The 23412-nt window shown below is 52.5% G+C and carries 23 protein-coding genes and 2 tRNA genes; 11 read left to right on the top strand and 14 right to left on the bottom strand.

The features are described 5' to 3' along the window. Positions 1 to 37 precede the first annotated feature (37 nt). Positions 38 to 760: a hypothetical protein gene (locus C4542_03435; GenBank protein ID RJO62551.1), complete on the top strand. Its 723-nt coding sequence runs from the start codon at positions 38 to 40 to the stop codon at positions 758 to 760. Positions 761 to 791: 31 nt separating this feature from the next. Here the strand turns inward: C4542_03435 and C4542_03430 are convergent. Together C4542_03430 and C4542_03425 are read right to left on the bottom strand one after the other, a co-directional pair. Further along, positions 792 to 864 (bottom strand) — tRNA-Glu (locus C4542_03430). 57 nt (positions 865 to 921) lie between these two features. Next, positions 922 to 2229, bottom strand: a complete 1308-nt coding sequence (locus C4542_03425; GenBank protein RJO62550.1) for an MFS transporter — start codon at positions 2227 to 2229, stop codon at positions 922 to 924. A 102-nt stretch (positions 2230 to 2331) separates the two neighbouring features. Between C4542_03425 and C4542_03420 the strand changes: the two genes are divergently transcribed. The 4 genes from C4542_03420 to C4542_03405 all read left to right on the top strand — a co-directional run bounded on the left by C4542_03420 (position 2332) and on the right by C4542_03405 (position 4994). After that, a complete protein-coding gene (locus C4542_03420) occupies positions 2332 to 3102 on the top strand; it encodes an enoyl-ACP reductase (GenBank protein ID RJO62549.1) in 771 nt (256 codons plus the stop codon). Positions 3103 to 3352: 250 nt separating this feature from the next. Then, positions 3353 to 3625 carry a 30S ribosomal protein S20 gene (locus C4542_03415; protein RJO62548.1) on the top strand — a complete coding sequence of 91 codons (273 nt, stop codon included), beginning with the start codon at positions 3353 to 3355 and terminating at the stop codon, positions 3623 to 3625. Between the two features lie 162 nt (positions 3626 to 3787). Beyond that, complete coding sequence (lexA, locus tag C4542_03410; GenBank protein ID RJO62547.1) at positions 3788 to 4447, top strand: repressor LexA; 660 nt, start codon at positions 3788 to 3790, stop codon at positions 4445 to 4447. A 1-nt stretch (position 4448) separates the two neighbouring features. Beyond that, positions 4449 to 4994, top strand: coding sequence for a fuculose phosphate aldolase (locus C4542_03405; GenBank protein ID RJO62546.1), 546 nt, complete (start codon positions 4449 to 4451; stop codon positions 4992 to 4994). A gap of 118 nt (positions 4995 to 5112) precedes the next feature. Here C4542_03405 and C4542_03400 read toward each other — a convergent pair whose 3' ends face one another. The 4 genes from C4542_03400 to C4542_03385 all read right to left on the bottom strand — a co-directional run bounded on the left by C4542_03400 (position 5113) and on the right by C4542_03385 (position 8805). Further along, positions 5113 to 6201 (bottom strand): N-acetyl-gamma-glutamyl-phosphate reductase, encoded by a 1089-nt coding sequence (locus C4542_03400; GenBank protein RJO62545.1) that lies wholly within the window; start codon positions 6199 to 6201, stop codon positions 5113 to 5115. Then, entirely contained in the window at positions 6149 to 7147 is a 999-nt protein-coding gene (locus C4542_03395; protein ID RJO62544.1) for a potassium channel protein, read from the bottom strand. Before C4542_03395 ends, C4542_03400 begins: the two co-directional genes overlap by 53 nt. 233 nt (positions 7148 to 7380) lie before the next feature. Next, positions 7381 to 8136, bottom strand: coding sequence for an MBL fold metallo-hydrolase (locus C4542_03390; protein ID RJO62543.1), 756 nt, complete (start codon positions 8134 to 8136; stop codon positions 7381 to 7383). A gap of 9 nt (positions 8137 to 8145) precedes the next feature. Further along, on the bottom strand, positions 8146 to 8805 hold the full coding sequence (locus C4542_03385) for a VUT family protein (protein ID RJO62542.1): 660 nt from the start codon (positions 8803 to 8805) through the stop codon (positions 8146 to 8148). Positions 8806 to 8916: 111 nt separating this feature from the next. Here C4542_03385 and C4542_03380 point away from each other — a divergent pair. Then, positions 8917 to 8991: transfer RNA gene (locus tag C4542_03380), tRNA-Met, on the top strand. A 34-nt stretch (positions 8992 to 9025) separates the two neighbouring features. On the opposite strand, the gene C4542_03375 is transcribed toward C4542_03380, so the two are convergent. After that, positions 9026 to 9985 carry a hypothetical protein gene (locus tag C4542_03375; protein RJO62541.1) on the bottom strand — a complete coding sequence of 320 codons (960 nt, stop codon included), beginning with the start codon at positions 9983 to 9985 and terminating at the stop codon, positions 9026 to 9028. Between the two features lie 523 nt (positions 9986 to 10508). On the opposite strand from C4542_03375, the gene C4542_03370 reads away from it, so the two are divergent. Then, positions 10509 to 11174: a hypothetical protein gene (locus C4542_03370; GenBank protein ID RJO62540.1), complete on the top strand. Its 666-nt coding sequence runs from the start codon at positions 10509 to 10511 to the stop codon at positions 11172 to 11174. A gap of 48 nt (positions 11175 to 11222) precedes the next feature. Here the strand turns inward: C4542_03370 and C4542_03365 are convergent, their stop codons facing one another. Together C4542_03365 and C4542_03360 are read right to left on the bottom strand one after the other, a co-directional pair. After that, entirely contained in the window at positions 11223 to 11423 is a 201-nt protein-coding gene (locus C4542_03365; protein ID RJO62539.1) for a hypothetical protein, read from the bottom strand. Positions 11424 to 11660: 237 nt separating this feature from the next. Continuing rightward, positions 11661 to 12383, bottom strand: a complete 723-nt coding sequence (locus C4542_03360) for a hypothetical protein (protein RJO62538.1) — start codon at positions 12381 to 12383, stop codon at positions 11661 to 11663. 132 nt (positions 12384 to 12515) lie between these two features. On the opposite strand from C4542_03360, the gene C4542_03355 reads away from it, so the two are divergent. The 4 genes from C4542_03355 (at position 12516) to C4542_03340 (ending at position 16813) form a co-directional block, all read left to right on the top strand. Continuing rightward, on the top strand, positions 12516 to 14852 hold the full coding sequence (locus C4542_03355; GenBank protein ID RJO62537.1) for a PAS domain S-box protein: 2337 nt from the start codon (positions 12516 to 12518) through the stop codon (positions 14850 to 14852). Further along, positions 14827 to 15456, top strand: a complete 630-nt coding sequence (locus C4542_03350; GenBank protein RJO62536.1) for a DNA-binding response regulator — start codon at positions 14827 to 14829, stop codon at positions 15454 to 15456. The genes C4542_03355 and C4542_03350 overlap by 26 nt, the downstream gene beginning before the upstream one ends. A gap of 191 nt (positions 15457 to 15647) precedes the next feature. Beyond that, a complete protein-coding gene (locus C4542_03345) occupies positions 15648 to 16301 on the top strand; it encodes a hypothetical protein (GenBank protein ID RJO62535.1) in 654 nt (217 codons plus the stop codon). 23 nt (positions 16302 to 16324) lie between these two features. Then, the gene (locus C4542_03340; protein ID RJO62534.1) at positions 16325 to 16813 is read left to right on the top strand and encodes a GNAT family N-acetyltransferase; all 489 of its coding nucleotides are present in this window, start codon (positions 16325 to 16327) and stop codon (positions 16811 to 16813) included. Here C4542_03340 and C4542_03335 read toward each other — a convergent pair. The 5 genes from C4542_03335 to C4542_03315 form a co-directional block, all read right to left on the bottom strand. Then, positions 16808 to 18247, bottom strand: a complete 1440-nt coding sequence (locus tag C4542_03335; GenBank protein ID RJO62533.1) for a DUF2029 domain-containing protein — start codon at positions 18245 to 18247, stop codon at positions 16808 to 16810. The two genes, C4542_03340 and C4542_03335, sit on opposite strands and share 6 nt — an antisense overlap. Positions 18248 to 18267: 20 nt before the next feature. Continuing rightward, complete coding sequence (locus tag C4542_03330) at positions 18268 to 19413, bottom strand: glycosyltransferase (GenBank protein RJO62532.1); 1146 nt, start codon at positions 19411 to 19413, stop codon at positions 18268 to 18270. 15 nt (positions 19414 to 19428) lie between these two features. Beyond that, complete coding sequence (locus C4542_03325; GenBank protein ID RJO62531.1) at positions 19429 to 20052, bottom strand: glycerol-3-phosphate acyltransferase; 624 nt, start codon at positions 20050 to 20052, stop codon at positions 19429 to 19431. 441 nt (positions 20053 to 20493) lie between these two features. Beyond that, positions 20494 to 21936, bottom strand: a complete 1443-nt coding sequence (locus C4542_03320) for a restriction endonuclease subunit S (GenBank protein ID RJO62530.1) — start codon at positions 21934 to 21936, stop codon at positions 20494 to 20496. After that, positions 21936 to 23261, bottom strand: coding sequence for a hypothetical protein (locus C4542_03315; GenBank protein ID RJO62529.1), 1326 nt, complete (start codon positions 23259 to 23261; stop codon positions 21936 to 21938). The genes C4542_03320 and C4542_03315 overlap by 1 nt, the downstream gene beginning before the upstream one ends. Positions 23262 to 23412: the final 151 nt, after the last annotated feature.

Below are 23412 nucleotides of genomic sequence, written 5' to 3'. Positions count from 1 at the left end.
GACGAAGGCGGACTCGACGCACTACTACTACGTCTACGTGGTAGGTGCGGGAGACGGGACGGCGACCATAGCGCTGAGTGCGGGTACCGATCTGGCCGGTAACGGCATCACGGCGGCGCCGACCAGCGGGGCCACCTTCACCGTAGACAACACCACTACCGTCCCGCCGCCGACCACTACTGTAACCGGGACAGGGTCCGTTGATGTGAGCGGTAATGTCAACGCAGGTGGTCAATTCATCGGGCCGGTTACACTGAGTTCTGCGGACAACAATATAACCATTAATATACCTGCCGGAATAATCGGAACAACGTCTGCTGGTCAGCCGCTTAGCTTGATAACTGTGACACAGATATCGGGACCACCCGCTCCACCACCGACAGGAGAAAACATCATTTCAGGTTTGTATGAATTCGGGCCTTCCGGCGCTCGCTTCAGCTCACCCATTACGATGACTCTTAGCTATGATCCGACAAAATTAGCCTCGGGAGTCTCCGAGACAAGCCTGGTGATAGCCTACTACAGCGTGTCCGAGGGTCAGTGGATAATTCTTGGAGGTATTGTCGATACCGTTAACCACACTATTACTGTTCAGGTAGACCACTTCACCGCGTTTGCCGTTATCGGACGGTTTATAACTACCACGACCACAACAACGCCGACGACAGGCATTTGGTGGTTGATAGGAAGTATTATCGCGGTGGTTCTTATTATCGTCTTAGTAGTATGGTGGAGAATGAAGCGAAGAAAGCGTAATTAGATGTAGTGGGGGAAGGCAGTGGAATTTAGAATGCCCCCAAGGGAATTCGAATCCCTGTTGACGGCTTGAAAGGCCGCTGTCCTAGGCCACTAGACGATGGGGGCAGGACAACTCCAAAGTATAACAGAGCGCCCCGGCATTGGCAACGACACGAGGCGGAGTTAGCTCTGTTTCGTCTTGACCTTCACGAGAATTAACGCCCCGGCGACCAGGTATGCCGTGCAGGCAAGCAACATCACGCTGTATCCGAGATTGGCCACCCGGTTATTAGCCAAATCCATCACCGGACCGATGAGCCGCGCCAGCGCACCGCCGCCGGCAGTCGCCATGTTGGCCAGCCCCAGATAGCGCGCCTCCTCTCCTTTGACCACCAGGTCGGTGGCCAGCGCCCAGTTGGTGCTGGAGAAGGCCCCCAGCGCAACACCTATGAGGGCGGCCGGCAGTAGCAGCACGTTGACCTCTTTAGGCAGAAACAATATCAGGAGAACGGCCAGCGCTCCCAGTAGCGCCGCTCCGATAGCGATGGGCTTGCGCCCGATGTGGTCGGAAAGCCAGCCTGACGGATAGGCGGCTATCAGCATGCCGGCGACCGAAACTATGAGAAAGCGGAAACTCGCCGCCGCCGGGTCGGCCACACCCACCACGTCTTTGAAAAAATAAAGAGCGAATTGCTGGATGGTGGTGAAAGCCGCGAAAACCAGCAGGCGCGAGACCAGAAACCATACGAAGGGGCGGTGGTGCTTCAGATCGACGCGGAAAACTTCGAAGGCACTGGCCCAGAAAGGCTTCTTCTCCGTGGAGATGTCTGGCGGCTTTTCTTTTATCCAGGCGATGGTGGCGATTGTCGCCAGCGCCAGGACGATACCGATAAGTCCCAGGTTGAGCCACAGCCAGTACCTGCCCTGGCCGTTGCTGTAATGTCCTATCAACACCGAACTGATGCCCGCGAAAGCCACCCCGCCCAGTATCTCCAGCAGGTTTTTTACACCGGAGGCCAACCCCCGTTTTCCCGGCGGCACGAGCTCGGGTATGAAAGCCTGGTACGGCCCCTGGGCGCTATTGGAGGCCACCTGCATCAGGCAGTAACCGGCGAAGAGGACGGCGTAAATCGGGGCTGCTCCAATCACTAAGAGCAGGAGGATTACTGCGCTCATCCCGAAAAGAATGAAAGGACGGCGTCGTCCCCAGGTGAAATGTGAGCGGTCTGAAACGGCGCCGGCGATAGGCTGGGCAAACATGCCGAGAATCAACCCGGTGAAGGTGATGAGCCCCAGATAGGTATTCTTCTGCCCTTCGGGCACGAAATCGAGTATGCGCACGGGCAGGATGAAGCCGTGTAGGCTCTGCCACAACGCGGTTATGGCGAAAACGAGGAGCGTTATTTTGAAATAATCACGCTGGCGAAAGCCGGTTGAACTGGAACTGTTGCTGTTGACACCCATGTTAAGGCTAAAGGATAGCAGAGACATTCCCGTCAAGCAATATGGCAGAACCAGGGTACAGTCGAATACGACATTTGACAAAGGGCGCTGGTAAAATGGTAGGATACATAAAATTACTTGGGAGACTTTATGGCACAGTTAGAAGGGAAAATAGGTCTGATATTCGGGGTTGCCAACAAAAACTCCATCGCCTGGGGAGTGGCTCAGGCATGGCACAGTGAGGGAGCCACACTCGTTTTCACATATCAGGGAGAACGATTCAAGACGAAAGTAGAAGAACTGGTCGAGACGCTGGGCACCAACTCTGTCGTCTTACCTTGCGATGTAACCAGTGATGAAGACATCGCCTCCGTTTTCCAGTTAATGCAGGAAAAATTCGGACGCCTCGACCTCCTGCTGCATGCGGTGGCTTACGCCCCCCGCGAAGCGCTGGACGACGAGTTCGTGAACACCAGCCGTGAGGCTTTCCAAATCGCGCTTGACGTCAGTGCCTATTCTCTGGTGGCGCTGGCACGAGGCGCTGTGCCTCTGATGCAGGATGGCGGCAGCATTGTGGCCTTAAGTTTTTACGGGGCTGAAAAAGTGATGCCGCACTATAACGTCATGGGAGTGGCCAAGGCTGCTCTCGAATCCTCGACTCGATATCTGGCGGCCTGCCTGGGGCCGAAGAAGATACGGGTTAACTGTATCAGCGCAGGGCCTGTCAACACGCTAGCCGGGCGTGGCATCAGCGATTTCCATGCTATGATGGAACATCATGCGGCCCACGCTCCGCTAAAGCGCAACGTGCTGCTGGAGGAAATCGGGGCAACCGCGGCTTTCCTCGCCTCAGACGGGGCGGCAGCTATCACCGGCCAGGTGCTATATGTTGACTGCGGCTACAGCGTTATGGGCGCGTGATGCAGACCGATTTCGAACCTGGACTAAAGAGAGAGGCAATGCCCCCTCTCTTTTTTGTTTGGCGTGTGGAAATCGCTACGGCATTGAAAGACTTTGAGACCTTTTAACCAAGTCTGCGATTCTTTATTTACCCGTAGCCTCTTTTGTTGCGATTATATAGAAGCATATCATAGTTTCTTGGTTTCAAGCGGTTTTGTCAATCTCACAGCTTTGGTGTATAATGACTTGTTAAGTCTAAGGAGGGACATACTTGGCCAATACCAAATCCGCAACAAAAGAAATCCGCGTGGCTGGGGCCAGGCAGGAACGCAATAAGTCCATGCGCAGTCTTACCAAGACCATCGTTCACAAGGCGGAGAGCGCCGTGAGTAAGGGTGAAGAATCCGCCCAGGCGGACGTAAAAGCGGCTGCCAGCTCGCTGGACAAGGCCGCTGGCGCGGGCATCATTCACGCCAATGCTGCCGCCCGCAAAAAGAGCCGGCTGACGAAGAAACTCAACAAAGCCGTTGCCACCAAGAAATAATTACTCTGTTTTTAGATTGTCACTGACTGGGCTGAGAAATCAGTCCAGTTTTTCTTTTTCTAAAGATAATCACAACTATTTAGGGCGTTTTATTTATATACAACAGTTCTCCTCTTGACAATAATACTCCCTTGCGCTTATATTATAGAACAGGCGTTCGTTATGGCGAAGATATTGAAGAAACCGGCGGAAATTTCGACCAGGCAGCAGTGTATGGTCGATTATATCAACGTCTTCTGGCGCGACCACGGATATCCGCCCAGCATCCGCGACATAGTTGCCGGTTGTAGTCTTAGCTCCACCTCGGTGGCCGACTACAACCTTAAAATCCTGGAGAAGAAGGGATATATCCGCCGCCATCGTGAGGTCTCGCGCGGTATCGAATTACCCAAGTCCATGTCCGGCAAACGTCGCCAGGCCGTGCCTGTCATAGGCACCATCGCCGCCGGTATCCCTATCCCCGTACCTGACAACGATAGTTGGGATACCGCGTCCGGCGCAGAAACAGTTGACGCGCCGGATTACCTGGTCAGAGGGCAGGAAAATGTCTATGCCCTGCGCGTTAAAGGCAACTCGATGGTTGATGCTCTCATCAACGACGGCGACATCGTCTTGATGCGTTATGTCAATACGGTGGATAACGGCGACATGGCAGCCGTCTGGCTGAAGGCCGAAAAAGAGGCCACCCTCAAAAAGTTCTATGCCGAAGGGGCGCGCGTGCGCCTGCAACCCGCGAACTCCACCATGAAGCCCATTTTAGTCCCGGCCTCCAACGTGGAAATCCAGGGACGCGTCATCGGCGTTCTCCGCCGGGTAGGCTGACGTGTACCTGCCGGAGTTTCAGGCCGCGGGCCGGGCGCTGGCGGACAACGGCCTTGTCAGCGGCGCCAGCGGCAATCTGAGCATCCGCCTTAAAGACCGCCTTATTATTACCAGGCATGACAGCATCCTCTCAGCTTTGACCTCCGACGACCTTATCGAAACCGGCATCCGCACGGACGATACCGCCACACCGTTAGCGTCCTGGGAACTGCCCGTACACCGGGCTATCTATATCGGGACGTCTGCCTGCGCCATTGTTCATGCCCACCCGCCCTGCGCCGTCACGCTGTCGCTGGCTGATAAAAAGCTAGAATTGCAGGGTAAGGTTGCCATCGTCGGTATGAGTAATGAGATTGTTGCGGGCGTTCTGGCTGCAGAAATCGCAAGGGAACTTAAGAACTGTCCGCTGGTGATGGTAAAGGGGCACGGCAGCTTTGCCGTAGGGAAGACTCTAGCAGAAGCCTACAGGGTTACACTCAAGTTCGAGGAAGAGTGCAGGCGGACTTGCCTTGAGCGCTCTCTGACAGTTAAACAAGTTAACGAATAAATCCGAAATTCGAATATCGAAGCACGAAACAAATTCGAATTAGCAAAATTCCAATGTTTTAAACATTAGGGTTTTGGTCATTGTTTCGTATTTCGGCTTTAGTGCTTCGTGCTTGAATTTACGGATAGACGGCTGCCGCCTCCAGCCCCATCGTTTCTGGCAGTCCAAGCATGATATTCATGTTCTGGACGGCCTGCCCCGCCGCTCCCTTGACCAGGTTATCGATGGCGCTGATGACTATTACGCGCCCGCTCCTCACGTCTATGGTCGGATGAATGAGGCACATATTGGAGCCCCAGGTGTGCTTGGAGTGCGGCGGCGCCGGTGAAATGCGCACGAAGGGCTCATCCTTATAGAAATCCTGGAAAAGCACCTTGAGTTCTGCCATGCCGTCCTTGCTGGCTTCCAGCCTGCCGGAAAGCGGGGCATAGGCCGTCGTCAATATGCCGCGCGTCATGGGGATGAGGTGCGGCACGAAGGTCAACACAGGCCGGGCTCCATGCATGAAGCGCGCCAGCTCCTGCTCCATTTCCGGCAGGTGGCGATGGCCTTCCAGGGCATAGGCCGTGACATCCTCGTTAGCCTCCGCATAGTGAGTGGAAAGGTTCAGTGAGCGCCCCGAACCCGAAATGCCGGACTTGCTGTCGATGATGACGTGGCTGCCGATTAAGCCCGCCTTCATAACCGGAGCTAAGGCGAGTATGGCGCTGGTGGGGTAACAGCCCGGGTTGGCTACCAGGCGCGCTCTGGCGATGTCTTTACGGTACAGCTCGGGCAGGCCGTAGACCGCCTCTTTAAGCAGTTGCTTCGCCGGGTGGCTGAAGTTATACCACTCCTGGTAAAGAGCGGCGTCCCTGAGGCGGAAATCCGCGCTGATATCCACCACCTTCACGCCGCCGGCGATAAGTTTGGCTACCACCGGGGCGCTCTCCTTGTGCGGCAGGGCCGAAAAGGCGAAATCCACCTCTCCGAGCTCGGCGGTTATTTTCAGGTCCAGGTCCGCCAGGTGTGGAAATACCTCGCCCAGTTTTTTACCTGCGGCGCTCCTGCCGCTCAGGGAAACCAGCTCGACGCCCGGATGGCGGCTCAATAATCGCGCCAGTTCCACTCCGGCGTATCCCGTCACGTTGACGATGCCGACCCTGGTCTTATTTTTATTCTTCGAGTTTGCAGCTTTCACAAATACCCTCCATGGCGCGCAATTCATCCCTGGTGCCCATTGCTATCAGGCCGTCGCCGGCCTGTATCTTCTCCGCATCCGGCGGGTTGGCCACCAGTTGCCCGCTGTTTCTGTTGATCGCCAGCACAACTGCTTTGCTGCGTTGGCGGGCTTCGCCCACATTTTTATCCGCCAGTGGCGAGCCGCTTCCCACCGTCAGGTTTTCCAGGTGCAACTCGTGCCCCTTGAACGAGACTATGTCGATAAAATCAGCCACCTCGGGTTGCAGCGCCAGCATGGCCATGCGCCGGGCTCCGATGGAATAGGGCGAAATGATGCGGTCGGCTCCGGCCCTCTTGAGCTTGCCTTCGGCTTCGGGGGCGGAAACGCGCGCCTCGATAAATATTTTAGGATTGAGCTGGCGGGCAGAAAGTGTCACATAGGTGCTGTCGGCGTCGTTGCCCAGCGCCACTATGAGCCCCCTGGCGCGCTCTATGCCGGCTTCTTTCAAAGCTTCGTCGCTGGCGGCATCGGCCATGATATACAGGTGGTTGTCCAGTTCAGCCTGTGTGATGGCCTCGCGGCTCTTGTCCACAATGACAAATTCGGCTTTTTCGTCAGCCAGTATGCGGGCGATCTCCTGCCCCACTCGCCCGTAGCCACACAGGATAAGATGGTTTTTGAGATGGTTGATGCGGTTTTTCATATTGCGCCTCCACAACGCGCTGCCCAACTGGCCCTCCATGACGAACTGCACGAGGGTGGTCAGGGTATAGACAACGCCCCCGGACCCTCCGACTATAAGGAATATGGTGAAAATGCGCCCGGCGCTGTCCAGCGGGTGCACTTCGGCGAAACCCACCGTGGCGACCGTGATGACAGTCATGTAGAGGGCGTCCAGGAAATTCCAGCCCTCAATCAGCATGTAACCCGCCACCCCAAAAGTTAAGATGACGGCAAGGACGCCGGCCAGGGTCAGCAGCCTCTTTGACAATTACATTTCCTCGGGTTTGTTCTCATCTTAGGTATTTTAGCATATATAGGAGGAGCGTTTTGAGGCGGCCAGGTCAAATCCTCAGCACCAAAACCTGATCAAATACTAAGCACCAAGCACCAAATTCTAAATAAATCCGAATGACTAAATGTTAAAACTGCCAGATTTCCGGATTTTTGAACTTTGATTTTATTTAGTATTTAGAAATTAGAATTTAGTATTTCGTCGGGTAGTTAAACCTTAATTTCCAGCCCTTCACGCGCCAGCGAGATGTCGCAGCCGAGCGCGCGGGCAACTTCTTTCAACTCGCCAGAAATGTCAGCCTCCAGCGAGGGATTCATGTGCACGGTAATTACTTTCGGCAGATATCCCCGGATTTCGCGGAAGCTGATAAGCTCCTCTTTAAGTAGTTCGGGTGTGAGGTGTTTGGACTCGCGCCCGAATTCGCTGAAACGGTTAGAAGCGGTGACCTCGATGATCAGCAGATCAGGTGATATGCGGCTCCAGCATTCCGACAACCCCGGGCCGGTGTCTCCGGTGTAGAAGAAGCTTCTGCCTGCGGATTTTACCTGATAACCAGTTGAAGGAACGGAATGGTTTACTGGAACCGGCGTCACCTCGTAGCGGTCAATAATGAAAGTACGGTACGGCTCGATTGTATGGAAATCCAGCACAGGCCGCTCGAAGAAGCGCGAATAAATCTGACCGTTGAGGATATGCTCGGCCAGCGCATCTTTTACCGCCTGAGAGCCGTAGGCGTGGACCACACCCTCGTTTAGAAAACAGTTCATAGCCAGCATGGGAAGGTCGCGGATGTGGTCGTAGTGTCCGTGAGTGAACAGAACGGCCTTCAGGGCGAGCTGCTGCTTGAGAGACAGCTTAGACGTCAAGCATCCGGCATCCAGGGCAACAGACTCATCCAGCAACAGGCACAGCAGCCCGCTGCCGCTCGTTTCGGTGTTATGCGCTCCCAGAAAGCGGATTTTCATATCCCTCCTCTAGAAAGAAAAAGGATTGAAGCTGGTCTTTTCGTCGTAGGTATCGATGCCCTCTTTGCGCTTGAGGTATGCCACAGCCTTGTATGTGAGGGGTGTAGCCAGCACTTCTATGAGCACCTTGGCGCTCCAGTGATAGACAATGAGCATGGGCGTAAAAGAAGGCGTGGCTATGAAGGCGATGGTGATGAAAACGGCCGTGTCCAGCCCTTCGCCGACGATGGTCGAGGCGATGGTGCGCGTCCACAGCCAGCGGCCTCGCGTGGCGAGCTTCATGCGTGCCATGATAAACGAATTGGCGAACTCTCCCAGCAGGTAGCCCGAAAAAGAGGCCAGCAGCAGGCGCGGGGTGTAACCCAGGATGGCTTGATACGAGGCCTGCCCTCCCCAGAACGGGGCGGCGGGCAGCAGCCCTCCCAGCCAGGCGAATAACACGAAAATGAGGTTGCAGGCGAAACCCAGCCAGATTATGCGCCGCGCCCAGCGGTAGCCATAGACCTCGGTGAGAATGTCGCCGAAAATATAGCTTAAAGGAAAGACGATGATGGCGGCGGGCAGGACGACCTGCCCGAAACCGATGATCTTGACGGCGATGATGTTGGCGGTGATGAGGCAGGTGACAAAAATAGCGGCAATGACCAGAAGGCGGTTTGTGCTTTTCATACTCTCCAGTCCGGCTGAATACTGCGGCACTATTCTACCTTAAACGGAGGGTCGAAATGAAATCCGAAAGTTGACACAGGTACTGATGGACTATAGAATATTCTACTGCGTGGCGACGTAGCTCAGTGGTAGAGCAGGGGACTCATAAGCCCTTGGTCGGTGGTCCAAATCCACCCGTCGCCACCATTAATTCCCCTATCCTCTGGATAACCCTCTGTAATCAGGGAAGATTCGGAATGCAGGGCTTAAGGGTTTCGCAAAACAATCTATCTTCATCTTGTAAATATATGAATGGATAGTTTATGTATGGTTCTTTGCCTAACTGTTTGGGTTTGGAAGCTGTATTATAAATCAACATGAGTTTTCCGAATTGATAGGGATACACCTCCTGAATCCTGTTGAAAATGTCCATCTCGCTTTTGAAGGTCTTGAAGCCATTGGAGAGATAAGCCTTGATTTGAATTACACCAATTAGTTTGTCTAATTTCCATATTGTGATATCAGGCCTAAACGTCATTCCTGGTAGTTTAAAACCTTGCTGGATTCGCAAATTGCTATTCGTAAATTCTGCTATGTCTTTATTAATATCTTGCTTTTTAAATGAGCCACCTAGTTGATGTATTAGGAACCGAAATACTAATAATTCCGATAACCCAGTAAAGTTTGTTGAAGTACCTCGGAACATTTTGAGTTCATCACAGAATTGATAATATATATTACAAATGTCGCTGCATCGAAGCTGTTTCCAATTCTGAGCAAGAAACTTATCCAAGTTGGAAAGAAATACTGCTCCAACTTGTGCTCCTTCTTTGCTCAGCGATGTAATTGTCTGTTTTGCTTCAGACACTTTGAACATTTTCTTAAGCTCTATCCATCTAGCCTCACTATAATCTTCAGTACCCAATGGTGAGTCAATCAGTTTGGTATCATCGTCAAGCAATTGCCAGACATAGAGCGGGGGAGCAGTGACGATTAATCGCCTCTTTAACTTACTAAGAGGCGATATTAAATCCACCAGCTTTTGTTTAACCTGGGCTGGAAGTTTATCCCATTCTACAAAGCTATAACCACCCTGCTCCCCAATCATCGTTAGCGTTGACAACCTGTGATAATAGTTTTGAGAACCCCAGCTCTCCTCAGCATATTTAGCCATTCGAGCTAGTCTTTCAGTTTCATCCATATCGCCTCTCGTTTTTTTACTACTTTATATTGTACCACCTGAATTTGTTATGTCCCATAGTATAGGTTAGTGTTAAATAGCAATTCTCTTCCATCAGTTGCTCGATTCTAAGCTAAACTTAAGCTGATAATATATATCTAAAACTTGTGTCACATCCCTATTGACCTTCCCCTTCGTCCAGACTATCGTCTCGCGCAAGTCGAACAAGAGAAGTCCAATATTTGATTTATGTTTCCCCATTGATTAATATTAAGTCGCAATGGGAGGGAAAATGGTTAAAACGATTTTAACGATCGTTGCAGGTTGCGTTATTGCCGGGATTCTTGGCCTGTTTGTCTTTTTCGCGGTTTCAGCCAAGAGCAATAACTGTTGTGGAAGCGGTGGAACGCCTGATAACAACGCTGATGCGCTGCCTCCCTGTTGTACCACAACCACCGCGAACTGATAAACACACAGACTGCTGGGGAAAGGTCTTGGTCGGTGGTCCAAATCCACCCGTCGCCACTTCTTTTTTGAAAAACCGATGAAGAAACACTTGCTGCGTTCATTCGATTTTCGTTTTGGAAGGGCCAGCCTCCTCAAACCCTCGGTTTTGGCCTTATGCGCGGCCAATCTGTATCCACTGGTCGGGGTGCTTTTTCTGGGGTGGAATGCCTTTTATCTTTTACTCCTCTTCTGGATGGAAAACATCGTCATCGGTTTTTACACCGTCATCAAAATGCTGCTAGTCCCTCGTGTTAAATCTGGCGGGGTGGCCAAGTTGGCGATGGTCTCCTTTTTCTGTATTCATTACGGGATGTTCACCCTAGTCCACGGTATTTTTGTGATAACGGTATTTGGAGCCGGCTTTGGCGAGCAGGGTACGGAGACACTGTGGCAGAGAATTGTAAGCTACCAGTTGCCGTGGGCGGTGCTGGCATTACTCGCCAGTCACGGCGTATCGCTATTCCTGAATTACATACAGCGAGGTGAATACAAACTGAGCACTCTCAACGAGGTGATGCAGCAACCTTACAGCCGGGTGGTTATCCTGCACCTTACCATCATCTTCGGGGGTTTCTTCGTGGCGATGCTGGGTTCGCCAGTGGTCGGGTTGATAATCTTAATTGCCCTCAAAATAGCCCTTGATTTGCGGGCTCATCTGCAAGAACACGATAAATACACTGCCTTGGGGGTGACTAAAGAATAAAGGTATCATGGACGGTGGTCCAAATCCACCCGTCGCCACTATTTTTTATCAACTTTCCTCATAAGCGAGAACCCGGATTACACCTATCGTCGAGCCGGTATCGTCCGTGGTGCAGGTATCGCTTACGGAAATCACCTTTTTAATCTTATTCTCTGAGATAAACTTGTTTACCAGATCATCGAGTTGGTTGAGCTCATGCACGGTGTGAAATATCTTAATTTCCGATGCAAATGTCTGAACTTTCACCATAGATTTATCCTCCTTTTCAGTGTTGATAAATACTATACACTAAAATTTCACCGTGCGTTTATGTAGAAATATCGGATGTGGTCGGTGGTCCAAATCCGCCCGTTGCCACTTGCTTTTGTGCGTGATTTCAACATCCTGCTCTCTCGGCATCAGCATCTCGTATCAATTTCCAGTAGCTCTCTGTAAACCACTACCATGCTCTACATCCGCTCGGATGGCCTCTCAACAGCACTTCAATCAGATATTACCCTCTTTTTGGAAGCTCGCCAGCACCTGGCGGGCTTCTTCCTCTTTGCCGGCGGGCACCGGCACGCGCAGCGTATAATCGGAGCGGCCGTTGCGGTTGGGCGTGGAGTACTGAAAAGCCAAGAACTTCTCGCTTTCGTTATAGGAAACGTCCTCCAGGCTGGCCCCCCAGCCGCGCCACAGGTGAAGCATACGGTTGAGATAGACGCCGTCGGGGGTTATGTATGCCTCGCCCCTGTATTTTTTATTCATCCAGTAGTTGTAGCGCGTGGTTGAAAAAGCCACAAATGCGATAAGTACCACCAGCCCGCCCAAAACCCACAGCACCACCCAGCCGCTGTCGGGTTGCGCAATGGTGAAGCCGACCCCCACCACCAGGGATATTACCGCCACCAGGTAAAACAGGTTGCGCTTCTCTCTCTTTTCCGTGGCGTATTCTTTTTCAGCGTAGCTCTGCCACTCGGCAAGGCTGTATTTCCAGTGCGCCAGCAGATTTTCTCCTTTGAGAATGCGGTCGAGGGCGCCGGCGCGCCCCTGGTACATGATAGCAACCACCAGTGAGGTAATGGCGGCGACCAGGCTGAGAAAAGAAACGGCAAAGCCGCCGTTCATACCGTCCATGCCGAAGATAGAAGGCGCGAATATGGCAAAGATAAACAGAGCGGTAATTACCCAACAAATGATCGCGGTGCGGCGCTGCGGATTATAGGGCATTTTATCACCTCTTCAGGAGTCTGGAGTGCATTATATCACTCCGCCATCCTCGCGGGAATTGACAGCGAACGTCAAGAGTTATAGCATGATGGCGCAACTGCTGACATTTCATACCGTAGCGCGGAGGTGGATTTGACCGCCAGAGAAAATGCCTCTTCGACAATGCCCGCTGAAAATTCCTCAGGTGAAGGAGCCGAGCTATTACGGCAAAAACTGCAACAGGCTGAGGAAGCGTTGCGCGGGGCGCGCGCCGAGTTAGAATGCGTTCTGGACCTGGTGACGCACGGCATACGCATCGTCAACAAAGACTACAGTATTAAGGCCATCAATAGAGCCCTTGCCGAGATGTCGGGCGTCAGTGCCGAGCAAGTAGTCGGCAGGAAATGCTATGAAATCTTCCCCAGCGTTGCTTGTCATACCGGCGAGTGCCGCATGGCGCGGATACTCGGCGGGGAAGAGTCCGTCAGGGTTGAGATAGAGCGCGCCAGGAGCGACGGCAGCACCGTGCCATGTCTTGTTACGGCCATACCGTTTCATGGTCCTGAAGGAGAAACGGCCGGCATCATCGAAACATTCCGCGACATCACCATGCGCCGCCAGATGCAGGCGCAGCTGCTTGAATCCGAGGAACGCTACAAGGCGCTCATCAACCTGGGGACGGAGGTGGGCGAGGCCGTCGTCATGCTGCAGGACGAAAGTGGCATCGAGGCGTTACAGACCTTTGTCAGCGACGAGTGGCCGCGCATTACCGGCTACGACAAAAACGAGCTGCTGAGCATGTCTTTCTTCGATTTGGTAATTCCCGCTGAACGCGTAGCCTCCATGGAACGCCACCGCATAAAAATGTCAGGCAAAACGCTGCCTGGACTGTTCGAGATAAATATAGTACGCAGGGATGGTGCTATCATCCCGGTAGAACTCACTAGCGCCTTCACCATGTACCGCGGCCAGCGCGCCAATGTGGCGTATATCCGGGATATTTCCGAGCGTAAAAAGGCCGAAAAAGAATTAAAGAAACAAACAATCATTTTTCAGGCACATCTCGATTCCTCGTTAGACGGCATCATGGTGGTTGACCCCGAGGGTAACCGGCTTATTCAAAATAGCAGTGTCGACCGTATCTGGGGCATACCGCAGAGAGCAAAGAACCAACCGGGTGCCGGGCCAGGCTTACCGGTGGTTTCCGCCCGGACCAAAGATTCCCAGCAGTTCCATGACAAGGTATTGCGCCTGGCAAACGACCCCACGGAAAAAATCAGGGACGAAGTTGAGCTGATAAACGGGAAGGTCATCGAGCGTTACAGCGCGCCTATTACCGGGGCTGACGGAAAGAGATACGGCAGGATCTGGAATTTCCACGATGTAACCGAAACCAAAAAAGCCGAACGAGCCCTGCGAGAATCCGAGGAACTCTACCGCACCCTTTTCGAAAATACCGGGACGGCTACCTCCCTGGCTGAAGAAGATGCCACCATTGTTCTCGTCAACACGGAGTTTGAAAAGCTCTCGGGATATTCTAAGGCAGAGATTGAAGGCAAGAAGAAATGGACGGAATTTATTCCAGCGGCGGACCTGCCGCTGGCCCTGGAATACTCACGAGAGATTAGCAGCGACCCTTCGCGCATTCCGAATGGTTTTGAGTTGCGCTTCGTCGCCCGCAACAAGCGCATTAAAAACGTGATAGTCACGGTCAACCGGATCCCCGGCGGCACCCGGCGCATCGCCTCGATAAAGGACATTACCCGCAGAAAAAGGGTTGAAAAGGACCTTAAAAAATCCCGCCAGCGCATACGCGGCCTGCTGGAGCATGTGGAGCTGGTCAGGGAAGAGGAGCGCAAACGCATCGCCGTCGAGATACATGACGAGCTGGGGCAGCTCTTGACGGCTCTTAAAATGGATGTGGTGTGGCTGGCCAAGCGCATTCCCGCCGAGCAGGAGAACATGCAAAAAAGGGCAAGTTCCATGCGCCAGACTGTGGATATGACCATCCAGTCGGTCAAGCGCATATCGGCCGAGCTCAGGCCTCATGTACTGGACAACCTGGGACTCTCGGCAGCCATCGAGTGGCAGGTGAAACAGATAAAAGACGTCACCGGAGTAGATTGCCGGTTTGTTTCCAGCCCGCCGGACGTCACACCTGACGCGGACACGGCGGTGGCGCTCTTCCGCATCTTTCAGGAAGCCATAACCAATGCCGTGAGACACTCAAAGGCCAGTCAGATAATGGTGGAGCTTAGACAATTCCCCGTGCGCATCCGGCTGACCGTGGAGGATAACGGTCTGGGCATCAAACACAGCGAGATTAACGATGCCAAAGCTTTCGGACTCATCGGCATAAAAGAAAAGGCTCGCGCTCTTGGCGGGGATGTGGAAATAACCGGGCGACCTAACAGAGGTACCGTTATCACCGCGGAAATACCCCTGCGCAAGAAGGAGGATATCAATGGTAAGGATACTTATCGCGGATGACCACCCCATAGTGCGTATCGGGCTCAGAGGAGTTCTGGCTGAAATCCCCAACGCGGAGGTCACCGACGAGGCCTGCACCGGTCACGAAGTTCTGGAAAAGGTACAGACTCAGGACTTCGACATTATTCTTTTGGACATCTCCATGCCGGGAAATGGCCTGGATGTGCTCAAAGAACTCAAACATCTCAAACCTGAACAGAAAGTACTGGTTTTGAGCATCTATCCAGAGGAACAGTACGCCATACGGGCGCTCAAAGCCGGCGCCGCCGGCTACCTCACCAAGGATAGCGCTCCGGATGAGCTGATGACCGCCATCAAGCGCATTACCTCCGGGCGCAGGTACGTAAGCCCGGCGCTGGCCGAGAGGTTGGCTGCCGAGATGGAACGCGAGAGCGAGAGGCCGGCCCACGACATTCTGTCCGACCGCGAGTTTCAGGTGATGCGCCTCATATCCCAGGGAATGACCGTTAAAAAGGCCGCCGAGGAACTCAGTCTGAGCGCCAAGACCGTCAGCACTTACCGCTCGCGCATCCTGGACAAGCTCAAACTAAAAAATACCAACGAGATGATACGCTTCGCCATTGAAAAGGGACTTTGCGCATAGTTCGAATATCTGTTCCTGCGATACCCATGTCGTATTCGTGAGCGCCAGTCCGTCATCTGCTTTCAGCGCTTCCTTTGATTCCGCGAGTAATCCTGTTTCCTCTGGTGAATATTTTGATTCAGTCAGTAGATTGCCGGTCGCGTTTCGGGAGCGGAATAAAAACGGGCAGTAGGGTATAATTGAGCCTACGCATGAACCATTACGAAACACTCATCCAGAAGTGTCTGGAGCGCGAAAAGGAAGAGACGAAAAAAGGCGCGCAGATCGGCTCGGTCATTCTTTCCAGGCTGGAGAAACGTCTCGAGCGCCAGTTTTTCCCCAAATTCCAGGAACTGAGTTTCAGATTCGCCCTCAGGCTAAAATCGGTCAGCTCACGCGAGGAATTCGACCTCTTTCACCGCTCCTACATTCAGGCCTTCCGCCAGGACATTAAAACGCGCGGAGGTACCATCGTAAGCTACGGCGAGGCGCAGAAACCGGTCAATATCTTCCTCAAAGAGTATGTCGAGAAGAGCAAACTGATGGATGCGGCGCTGGCCGAGCGTCTCAGCCCGCTGCTGCATGTGACGCTGGACGGCATCATCATCATGTACATGCAGTCCTTTTTCCGCGAGGACTACAACGCTTTCATCGCCCCGGTGAGCAAACATTGCGGGTTGATAGACACTTTCGACATCACGCAATACAGGAACAAAGACATCAGCGAGAGCCTGCAAAATCAGCTCATGTTCATCAACCACGAGGTCTATACTGCGTGGCAGTCATGGTTCCGCAATATTTCGCCCGGGCGCCCGGTGCTGCTCGACACCGTCTGGTCCATCGCACGCAAGACACTGCTTAATTAAACTTACATAGATATCGAAAGAGGATGTTTTTTCGGGAGCATAATCCTGTTCCCAACAAAGAGGGGTGCGCGATGCTCATCACCAATTGCGACAAGGGAGATTTCGACCAGATTATTAACGATGTTGAAGATTTCTGGGGCAGCCGGCGTACTGCCTGCCTGCACCATCCCATGTTCCTCTATGAGTTCGGCAACACGGCTTACGTCGTTAAAGAAAACGGCAGAGTGCTGGCTTACCTTTTCGGGTTTCTCTCACAGACCGGCCCCCTGGCGTATATTCACCTTGTTGCCGTCAGGCAATCGCACCGCAGGCATGGGCTGGGGTGCCAGCTGTTTGAACATTTTGCTGATTATGCCCGTAAGAAGGGCTGCCAGACGATAAAGGCCATCACCAGTCCGGACAACGTGGCATCAGTCGCCTTTCACAGGAGGCTGGGTATGGAAATCTCCGCCAGCGTCAAGGACTATTCCGGCCCGGGAATAGACCGCATCGTTTTAATAAAGGCCTTATGAAGCTGATTTTGGAGCTGGCTCTATCTGGACTTTTTTGCTGTAGTCTCCGATAATTATTATCGCCAGCAGTATTATGTCGAAGTAGAAGAAATACCACCAGGAACTGCGCCAGGCGAAGAAAAGCGGGACGACGGCCAGGATGATGCCCGTGTGCGGATAGCGCAAACAGTTACGCCAGTACCAGGTCAGAGCGAGAGTCAAAGCCGTTATCTCCACGAGGCTGAAAACCAGCGACGACTGAGTTTGAATATACCCGCTGACCACCAGCCCCACCGGTCCCACCCCCATGGGGAAGAACTTGTCTATCATGGGCGCCAGCACCGAACTCAGCCACAGGCCGGGGTCCTGCAGGATAAAAACCGCGTTAAAGGCCAGGAAAACCCCACCGGAGATTAAAATGACCACTGATGCCTTTTTCCATCCGAGGGTCCGGGCAATAAGAATCAGGTAAAACAGCATGAAAAACCAGGCTATCTGTTTGGTGGCTATAGCCACCCCCATGCAGACCGCCGAAAGCCAGAGCTTTTTGCGCCAGAGCAGCCATGCCCCCAGCAGGAAGGGGAAAATAAGCGTTCCAGTCTCGCCGCTGGCTATCGATTGCCAAATCTCCAGGCTGGCGAGCGCCGCCCCTACCAGCCATAGACGCATGTTAACAGGGGACTTCACGACGGCAAAAGCGAGCCCCGCTATAATGGCCAGCAGGTAAACCCAGCGCAGGTCCTCTATTCCCAACCAGACGAACGGGGCTGCCAGCAAAAAACTCCCGGCCGGATAGTTCAGCTTGGTCTCGAATTCCGGCGGCACAATCTCGGGCGATAGCGCAGCCTCATACCAAACGGACTTGAGTTCCTCGTCGCCGGGGTAGGGGAAATCGTCTGCGAAGCGCCCGACTCGTATGGGGGTGGTCTTGAGCCAGGGGTCGGCGTCAATATTAAAGCGCAGGTTGGCGGTAACGATATTGGCCTCAGCGTAGGGATTCTTGCCTTCAAACAGGTTATCGATGGCCTGGTGGCACAGGGCGGTGGCGTCGTTGTAGGTCAGGTTGATGTTCTGCGCTGTAAGTAACTCTGACGTCCGGTGGCCGACGACATTCGGTAGAGAAATCCCTGTGCTCGTAGCTGCCGCAGCAGCATACTCAAGCACGCCTACAACCACAAGAACCACAAGCAGCGTTATAGAAAGCGGCTTGAGCCAGCGGGCTAAACCTGCCAGCAGGCGGTCGGTCTGCGGCAGGGCAATGAGGAAAAGCGTAGACATCCAGACGACCCAGAACACCATGCCGGCGACTGTCAGGGAACCGCTGTGAAGGGCGTAGGCAGCCGTCGAAAGCGCGGATGAGATGAGTTTGAAGAGTATCGCCGGGAAGAAGAGCATCACCCTGGGGGCAGCCAGTGGCTGGAAGAAAATTTTGAGATTGGCTCTGAAAGTGGACATCAGACAGTCCGCTGGTTTTATTATACCGACGAGCCCTTATCGTAGACCCTGTTCTTCCATGAGACCCCCGTCCCTGCAAGCTGCCGCGCCATCCCGTTGATGGCCACGGCGATGATAAAGGTTATCCCCAGGGGAAAGAGTATGGTGGAAAGGAGTGATTCCTTGAAGCGCGCATCCACCCAGCGCCGCATGATAAAGAGCAGCGCCACCTGGAAAATTACCAACGGTCCCCAGACCGGCGGGAAAGCAGAATCGAACGCCATTTTCCATAGCCAGTAGAAGGGGGCCAGAAAACTGATGTATCCCAGAATCAGCAAGCCCGCCAGCCCCGCCAGAGATATGGAAGATACGGCGTAGATTGCGCGGGTCAGGCCGTCCCATACGGCGCTGAAGCTGCTGTACATGCGGCAACTAACCAGGTCGGAGAGGTCCACCGCCAGGTGCCGCCCTCCCTTTTTGGCTATTTCCGCTCCCAGGTACAGGTCTTCGGTGATGCGCTTTTTTACCGCTTCGTGTCCGCCTATGCCCCAGTAGGCTTCCCTGGTAAAGAGCAGGAACTGGCCGATGGCGACCGAGGCTACCGGCCTGGACGAGCGGTGCAGCCACCATAAAGGAGCCAGGCTCAGGATGATGAAGTATATCATAGGTATGGCTATTTTCTGCGACAGGGGCTCCGTCAGTTGCCGCGGAAAACCGGAGAGCAGGGCGACGCGCGTCTCCACCGCCAGCGCCAGGGTGCGGCGCAGCATGTCGGGAGAATGTATAGTGTCGGCATCGGTGAAGAGCAGCCATTCGCCTCCGGCCTGCCGGGCTGCCTGCAAACAGGCGTGCGGTTTGCCGGCCCAGCCGGCGGGAAGGGGCTCTCCGTCAATCAGATGCACTCGGCTGTTGCCCTCTGACAGGAGCCTGACCACTGCGGCGGTGGCGTCTTCTGAATTGTCATCAAGCACTATTATCTCGAAATTGGGATAGTCCTGCTTTATTAAAGAAGCCAGGCAGGGGCCGATATTGGCTTCCTCATTACGCGCCGGCACGATAATGGATACCAGCGGCGCCGGGTGCGGTACTGTGGCATTGCGTCTGGGAACCTTGAGGCTCCGCATGTTGAGCGCCAGGTTGAGCAGCGCGAGAGACAGCAGCAGGGCGATAGCCACCTGATAAATCATCGTGCCTTATTCATCTCAGGCCTGCCGCCTGGGCATCAGCCTTTCACGCAGTGCAGCCCGCAGGCGCGGCGGTCCGTCGATATCGCTGGCGTATTTGTAGGTGAAAAGGGCCTGCACGCAGAGCATGAAAATCACTGGCAAGAATCCGGCGCGCGTCAAAAGCATGAAAACAATCGTCTCCGCTGGCGCGAGAAGCATAATCCAGGCATGGCTTTCCCACAGCAGCAGCCCTATCAGGGCGGCGAAGCAAAAAGGGAAGAGCCAGGCAGGATGCCACAGGCCGATGAGCACGCCGAAAGTGACGGCCACGCTCTTGCCGCCGTGAAAACGCAGCCAGGGTGAAAAAGCATGTCCCAGGATGGCGGCCAGGCCGACGGTCACCGCCGCTGTCTGGCTAAGGTCGAGCCATCCGGCCAGCACCACGAAGGGAACGCCCTTACCGACGTCGAGCAGGACCGCCGCCATGCCCAGCACGGGGTTGCCGGCGCGGAAGACGTTGGCCGCGCCCGGGTTGTGGTCGCCATAGGCGCGAATATCTTTCTTGAGGAATAGCCGTCCCAGCCATACGGAAAAGGGCAGAGACCCCAGGAGATATGCCCCCGGAGCCAGCCACAAAAATTCTGAAAGGTTTGAATTCATGATGTTTTACAGGCGGAAGCGGAGAATGTACAGACCGCTATAACATATTCCAGTCTGCGACTATAGTCAAGCCTTTTTCCCCCCGTGTCATTGCGAGCGAGTGAAACGAGCGCGGCAATCCCGTCTCCACAGATTGTCATGCTGGAGGCCATGAGGGATGGCCGAAGCATCTGGGGGGAGGGCTATATCAATCTCCGCCTTTGGAAAAGAGCCTGCCCTGAGCACTGTCGAAAGGAGAAATTGAAAGGAATTTGATTTACGCTTGAAAAACCCGCGTTGATATAAACGAAACGAAGATTGAGGGGATGGGTAATCTAATTTCCCTCTCCCTCGACGGGCTTTGCCTCATAACTGCCACTTGCCCTAAAAGTCAGGGAGTTGCCTCAAAAGTCAGTTTGTTCTTAGTCAGGTCGAAGTGGAATGCGTTTTACTCCCTAAGCCTCAAGCAATATCAGTACCGAGCACTAATTGTTCAAATACTCGGTTGACTTCTTCACGCCTTGCTGTTGCTTCCGCACCCAGTTCGTGTGCTTTACTTATTTTTTGAGTGATTCGACCAGCGATTTGCCCTTGTTCGTCGCGTGATAAACTTTCACAAGATACCGTAACGAACTTTTCTATGTCACCCGGTGGCAAATGAATCTGACCCGATGACCCAATCCACCATTTCTCTATCTGTAATTGCCCAAAATGGGAACGTAATAAGTACGTTATGAAATAAGGGTCATAGTCATCATTCAAACGTAGGATAGAGATTTGGCCGTCAATTAACGCTGGTGTCTCTCTCTCGTAAATATCGACCTTGCCCATTGAGCCATACCCTGTAGCGGCAAGAAGAATGTCTCCTTTGTGGGCTTGTGCGCTGGTATTTGCCTCAAAGGTCTCTTTTGATATTGCGGTGGCGTTCTCAAAATCTATGTAGTCATTTTTTAGATTAACGGTCTTTAACAAAACTTCAGTCCCGTTTTCGTCTTCCTTTACTTGTTCTCCCATACATACAAGCTCGCGACAAGCCGACCCAAGTAGGCAAGTTTTGTATTTTTTATTTAATTTATTCAGATAAGAATATTTCGGGTGATAGAATAAGTAATGTAGTCGGTCTTCGAGTTCAGTTGAAGGAACCGAGAACCACAAGGAAGTCGGTTCTCCCCCGGCCTTAAAGAAATAGGTTCTCGCTTCTTCGGCAGGCATAGGCAGCCCTAACTCCTCCAATATTATCATACTGGCCTCTTCGGTCAGTTGCTTTGCCTCCGCTTCTTTATCAGCTATTTGCTTCTCTAATGGCAATATTTTAGCCAAAATTACTTTCTGATTAGCCTTCGTTGGGAGAACCAGAGTTAGACCTTTGAAGTCTTCGTTGTCCAGTCGTGGATAGCTGGAGCCTGTCAAAATCCATTTTGTCTGCTGTAATACCATGTCACTGAGTAGATACCTAAGCAAGAATCCGGGGATAACTTTGTCTTCGTCTGGAACCATCACGAAAAGTTCGGTTGACCCCAACGATTCTTGAACGTCAACTATATGACATTTATTCAAATATGGCCTCAAACCTGAAAAAACGATGTCACCTAGATGGAGACGTTTTGAAACGCTATGTATATCTTTGCCCATCTTGAATTCATATACAGCTTTGCCAGTGTTTGGTTGGATACCTTCAAGCCCTAAATATCGGAAGGCGGTTTCAGGGTATTCCTTAGAGGGGTTTACCTCATCATCAACAAGCTGTGTGGCAAAATCAACGCGTCCCAAACTAAACCCTTTGCGTTTAGCGGTCTCTAATTTTGCATAGAATGCTTGTCTCTCAGGATGGTTGTCTCCATAGCTTATCCGGTTCCCCAACTCATCGGGGAACCTTATATAAACAGGGTATGATAACTCGTTCATCAGGTATGTTCCTGCATGTGGGGATTGAATTTCTTCGGATTAAAGTGCAGACCGTCATATGAACTCAATACAGCTTTATTGAACACGTGGAATTTAGAAAGTATGTCATAACCTGTTGGGCCCATAAGGTCATTAGGGCATATCCGACGTTTGGTGTTGATACCTACTCGTTCCGCATGAGCGTAGAATACAGGTTCTTGCTGAGTGGCGTCGGTATCCTCTTTTTTTATAGCATATAGAATTGATGTCTTGGTGCTAGTATTGGAAACTGGCACGAAGGTATCTCGTGAAAGTGAGATGACGGCTTTGATATAAAAATATTTTCGGACAAACTGCCTTACCCGTTCATAATTGTCAGTGTTCAGCACGCCCTCATCCAGAATTATCAGCAGTTTCCCTCCACGCCACTCAGGTAAAGCGCTCGCGTCTCTTGTGGGCTTGAGGTAGTGTTTGGTAGCATTCAAGAATAACGCCCCCCCCTTCATTTGGTTGCCCGTCGTCACAAATACTGATGTTCCATTTTTGATTGCGAATTTGCATTCAGCGATATTGGACAATAGCTTTTGGATACTTTTTTGCCGAGCCGGAGAAGTCTCCATAGATTGAAGTTCCCCCAACCTGGCTTCATATTTTGCGAGTTTGTCGGTTGTCACATTCTTTCGGGGAATTACCTCCATGTGCTTGAGCCTGAATTCTTCATTGTAGGTATCTTTGGTATAGGTCAACTCTCCCAAAGGGGGATTCGTCAAAATCACGTCTATTGTCCCATCCATCTCTGATAACAAGAGACCGTCACGGTCTTGAATATTTGTCTTCCCGTCCCCATGAATATACATGTTCATTTTTGCCAATTTTGCTACATTCAAATCATCGTCTGTGCCGTATAATTGGGTAGCCTTAATCGTCGCCATTTGAGCATCTATATTGGCTCCTGAAGCTTTGATGAGCATATCTTCCATCGCATAGGTGAGAAATCTGGCCGTGCCGCACGCTGGGTCTAATGCCTTATCGGTCGAAGATAAATCTGCGAGTTTTACCATGAAACTGACTACATTCTCTGGAGTGAAGAACTGCCCCACTTTAACGTCTTTGCCAGACAGCTTCCCCAAGACTTCGTAGGCGGCACCGAGTCCGTCCACTTTGGTCGTGTAGAAATGGTAGCGCGCGAAAGGTTCAATAAAATATTTGAGTACGAAGTCGTCATCCATCCGTTCAGCTAGTCGGTCGGCCTCGGTGAATAAATGAGCGGTTTGGAGTTCGGGGTCGTCTTTTATACTCTTAAATAACTCGTGCACCGCTCGTTTCTTCGTCTTGTGCCCGACCATACCTTGATACTTGGTGAATGATTCCTTCGTAAATCTGTTATCTTCCTCGCCGTTGACCTTACCCCGAGCTTAATGCCATTTGCGTCTTAGTGTTTCCGTCTAGTTCAATGAATTCCTGGGGTGCTAATCCACCCAGCGAGCTGTGGGGTCT

Source organism: Dehalococcoidia bacterium (assembly GCA_003597995.1).
Classification (GTDB): Bacteria; Chloroflexota; Dehalococcoidia; order Dehalococcoidales; family UBA1222; genus SURF-27.
The sequence above is the reverse complement of the archived record's forward strand: the minus strand, read 5'-3'. Positions and strand labels throughout refer to the sequence as shown.

Bases quoted from the DNA above. Each gene is read 5' to 3' on its own strand.
- C4542_03425 (RJO62550.1), bottom strand. From the start codon at position 2,229: ATGTCTCTGCTATCCTTTAGCCTTAACATGGGTGTCAACAGCAACAGT.
- C4542_03420 (RJO62549.1), top strand. From the start codon at position 2,332: ATGGCACAGTTAGAAGGGAAAATAGGTCTGATATTCGGGGTTGCCAAC.
- lexA (RJO62547.1), top strand. From the start codon at position 3,788: ATGGCGAAGATATTGAAGAAACCGGCGGAAATTTCGACCAGGCAGCAG.
- C4542_03400 (RJO62545.1), bottom strand. From the start codon at position 6,201: ATGAATTGCGCGCCATGGAGGGTATTTGTGAAAGCTGCAAACTCGAAG.
- C4542_03390 (RJO62543.1), bottom strand. From the start codon at position 8,136: ATGAAAATCCGCTTTCTGGGAGCGCATAACACCGAAACGAGCGGCAGC.
- C4542_03385 (RJO62542.1), bottom strand. From the start codon at position 8,805: ATGAAAAGCACAAACCGCCTTCTGGTCATTGCCGCTATTTTTGTCACC.
- C4542_03375 (RJO62541.1), bottom strand. From the start codon at position 9,985: ATGGATGAAACTGAAAGACTAGCTCGAATGGCTAAATATGCTGAGGAG.
- C4542_03370 (RJO62540.1), top strand. From the start codon at position 10,509: ATGAAGAAACACTTGCTGCGTTCATTCGATTTTCGTTTTGGAAGGGCC.
- C4542_03365 (RJO62539.1), bottom strand. From the start codon at position 11,423: ATGGTGAAAGTTCAGACATTTGCATCGGAAATTAAGATATTTCACACC.
- C4542_03360 (RJO62538.1), bottom strand. From the start codon at position 12,383: ATGCCCTATAATCCGCAGCGCCGCACCGCGATCATTTGTTGGGTAATT.
- C4542_03350 (RJO62536.1), top strand. From the start codon at position 14,827: ATGGTAAGGATACTTATCGCGGATGACCACCCCATAGTGCGTATCGGG.
- C4542_03345 (RJO62535.1), top strand. From the start codon at position 15,648: ATGAACCATTACGAAACACTCATCCAGAAGTGTCTGGAGCGCGAAAAG.
- C4542_03340 (RJO62534.1), top strand. From the start codon at position 16,325: ATGTTTTTTCGGGAGCATAATCCTGTTCCCAACAAAGAGGGGTGCGCG.
- C4542_03335 (RJO62533.1), bottom strand. From the start codon at position 18,247: ATGTCCACTTTCAGAGCCAATCTCAAAATTTTCTTCCAGCCACTGGCT.
- C4542_03330 (RJO62532.1), bottom strand. From the start codon at position 19,413: ATGATTTATCAGGTGGCTATCGCCCTGCTGCTGTCTCTCGCGCTGCTC.
- C4542_03325 (RJO62531.1), bottom strand. From the start codon at position 20,052: ATGAATTCAAACCTTTCAGAATTTTTGTGGCTGGCTCCGGGGGCATAT.
- C4542_03320 (RJO62530.1), bottom strand. From the start codon at position 21,936: ATGAACGAGTTATCATACCCTGTTTATATAAGGTTCCCCGATGAGTTG.
- C4542_03315 (RJO62529.1), bottom strand. From the start codon at position 23,261: ATGGTCGGGCACAAGACGAAGAAACGAGCGGTGCACGAGTTATTTAAG.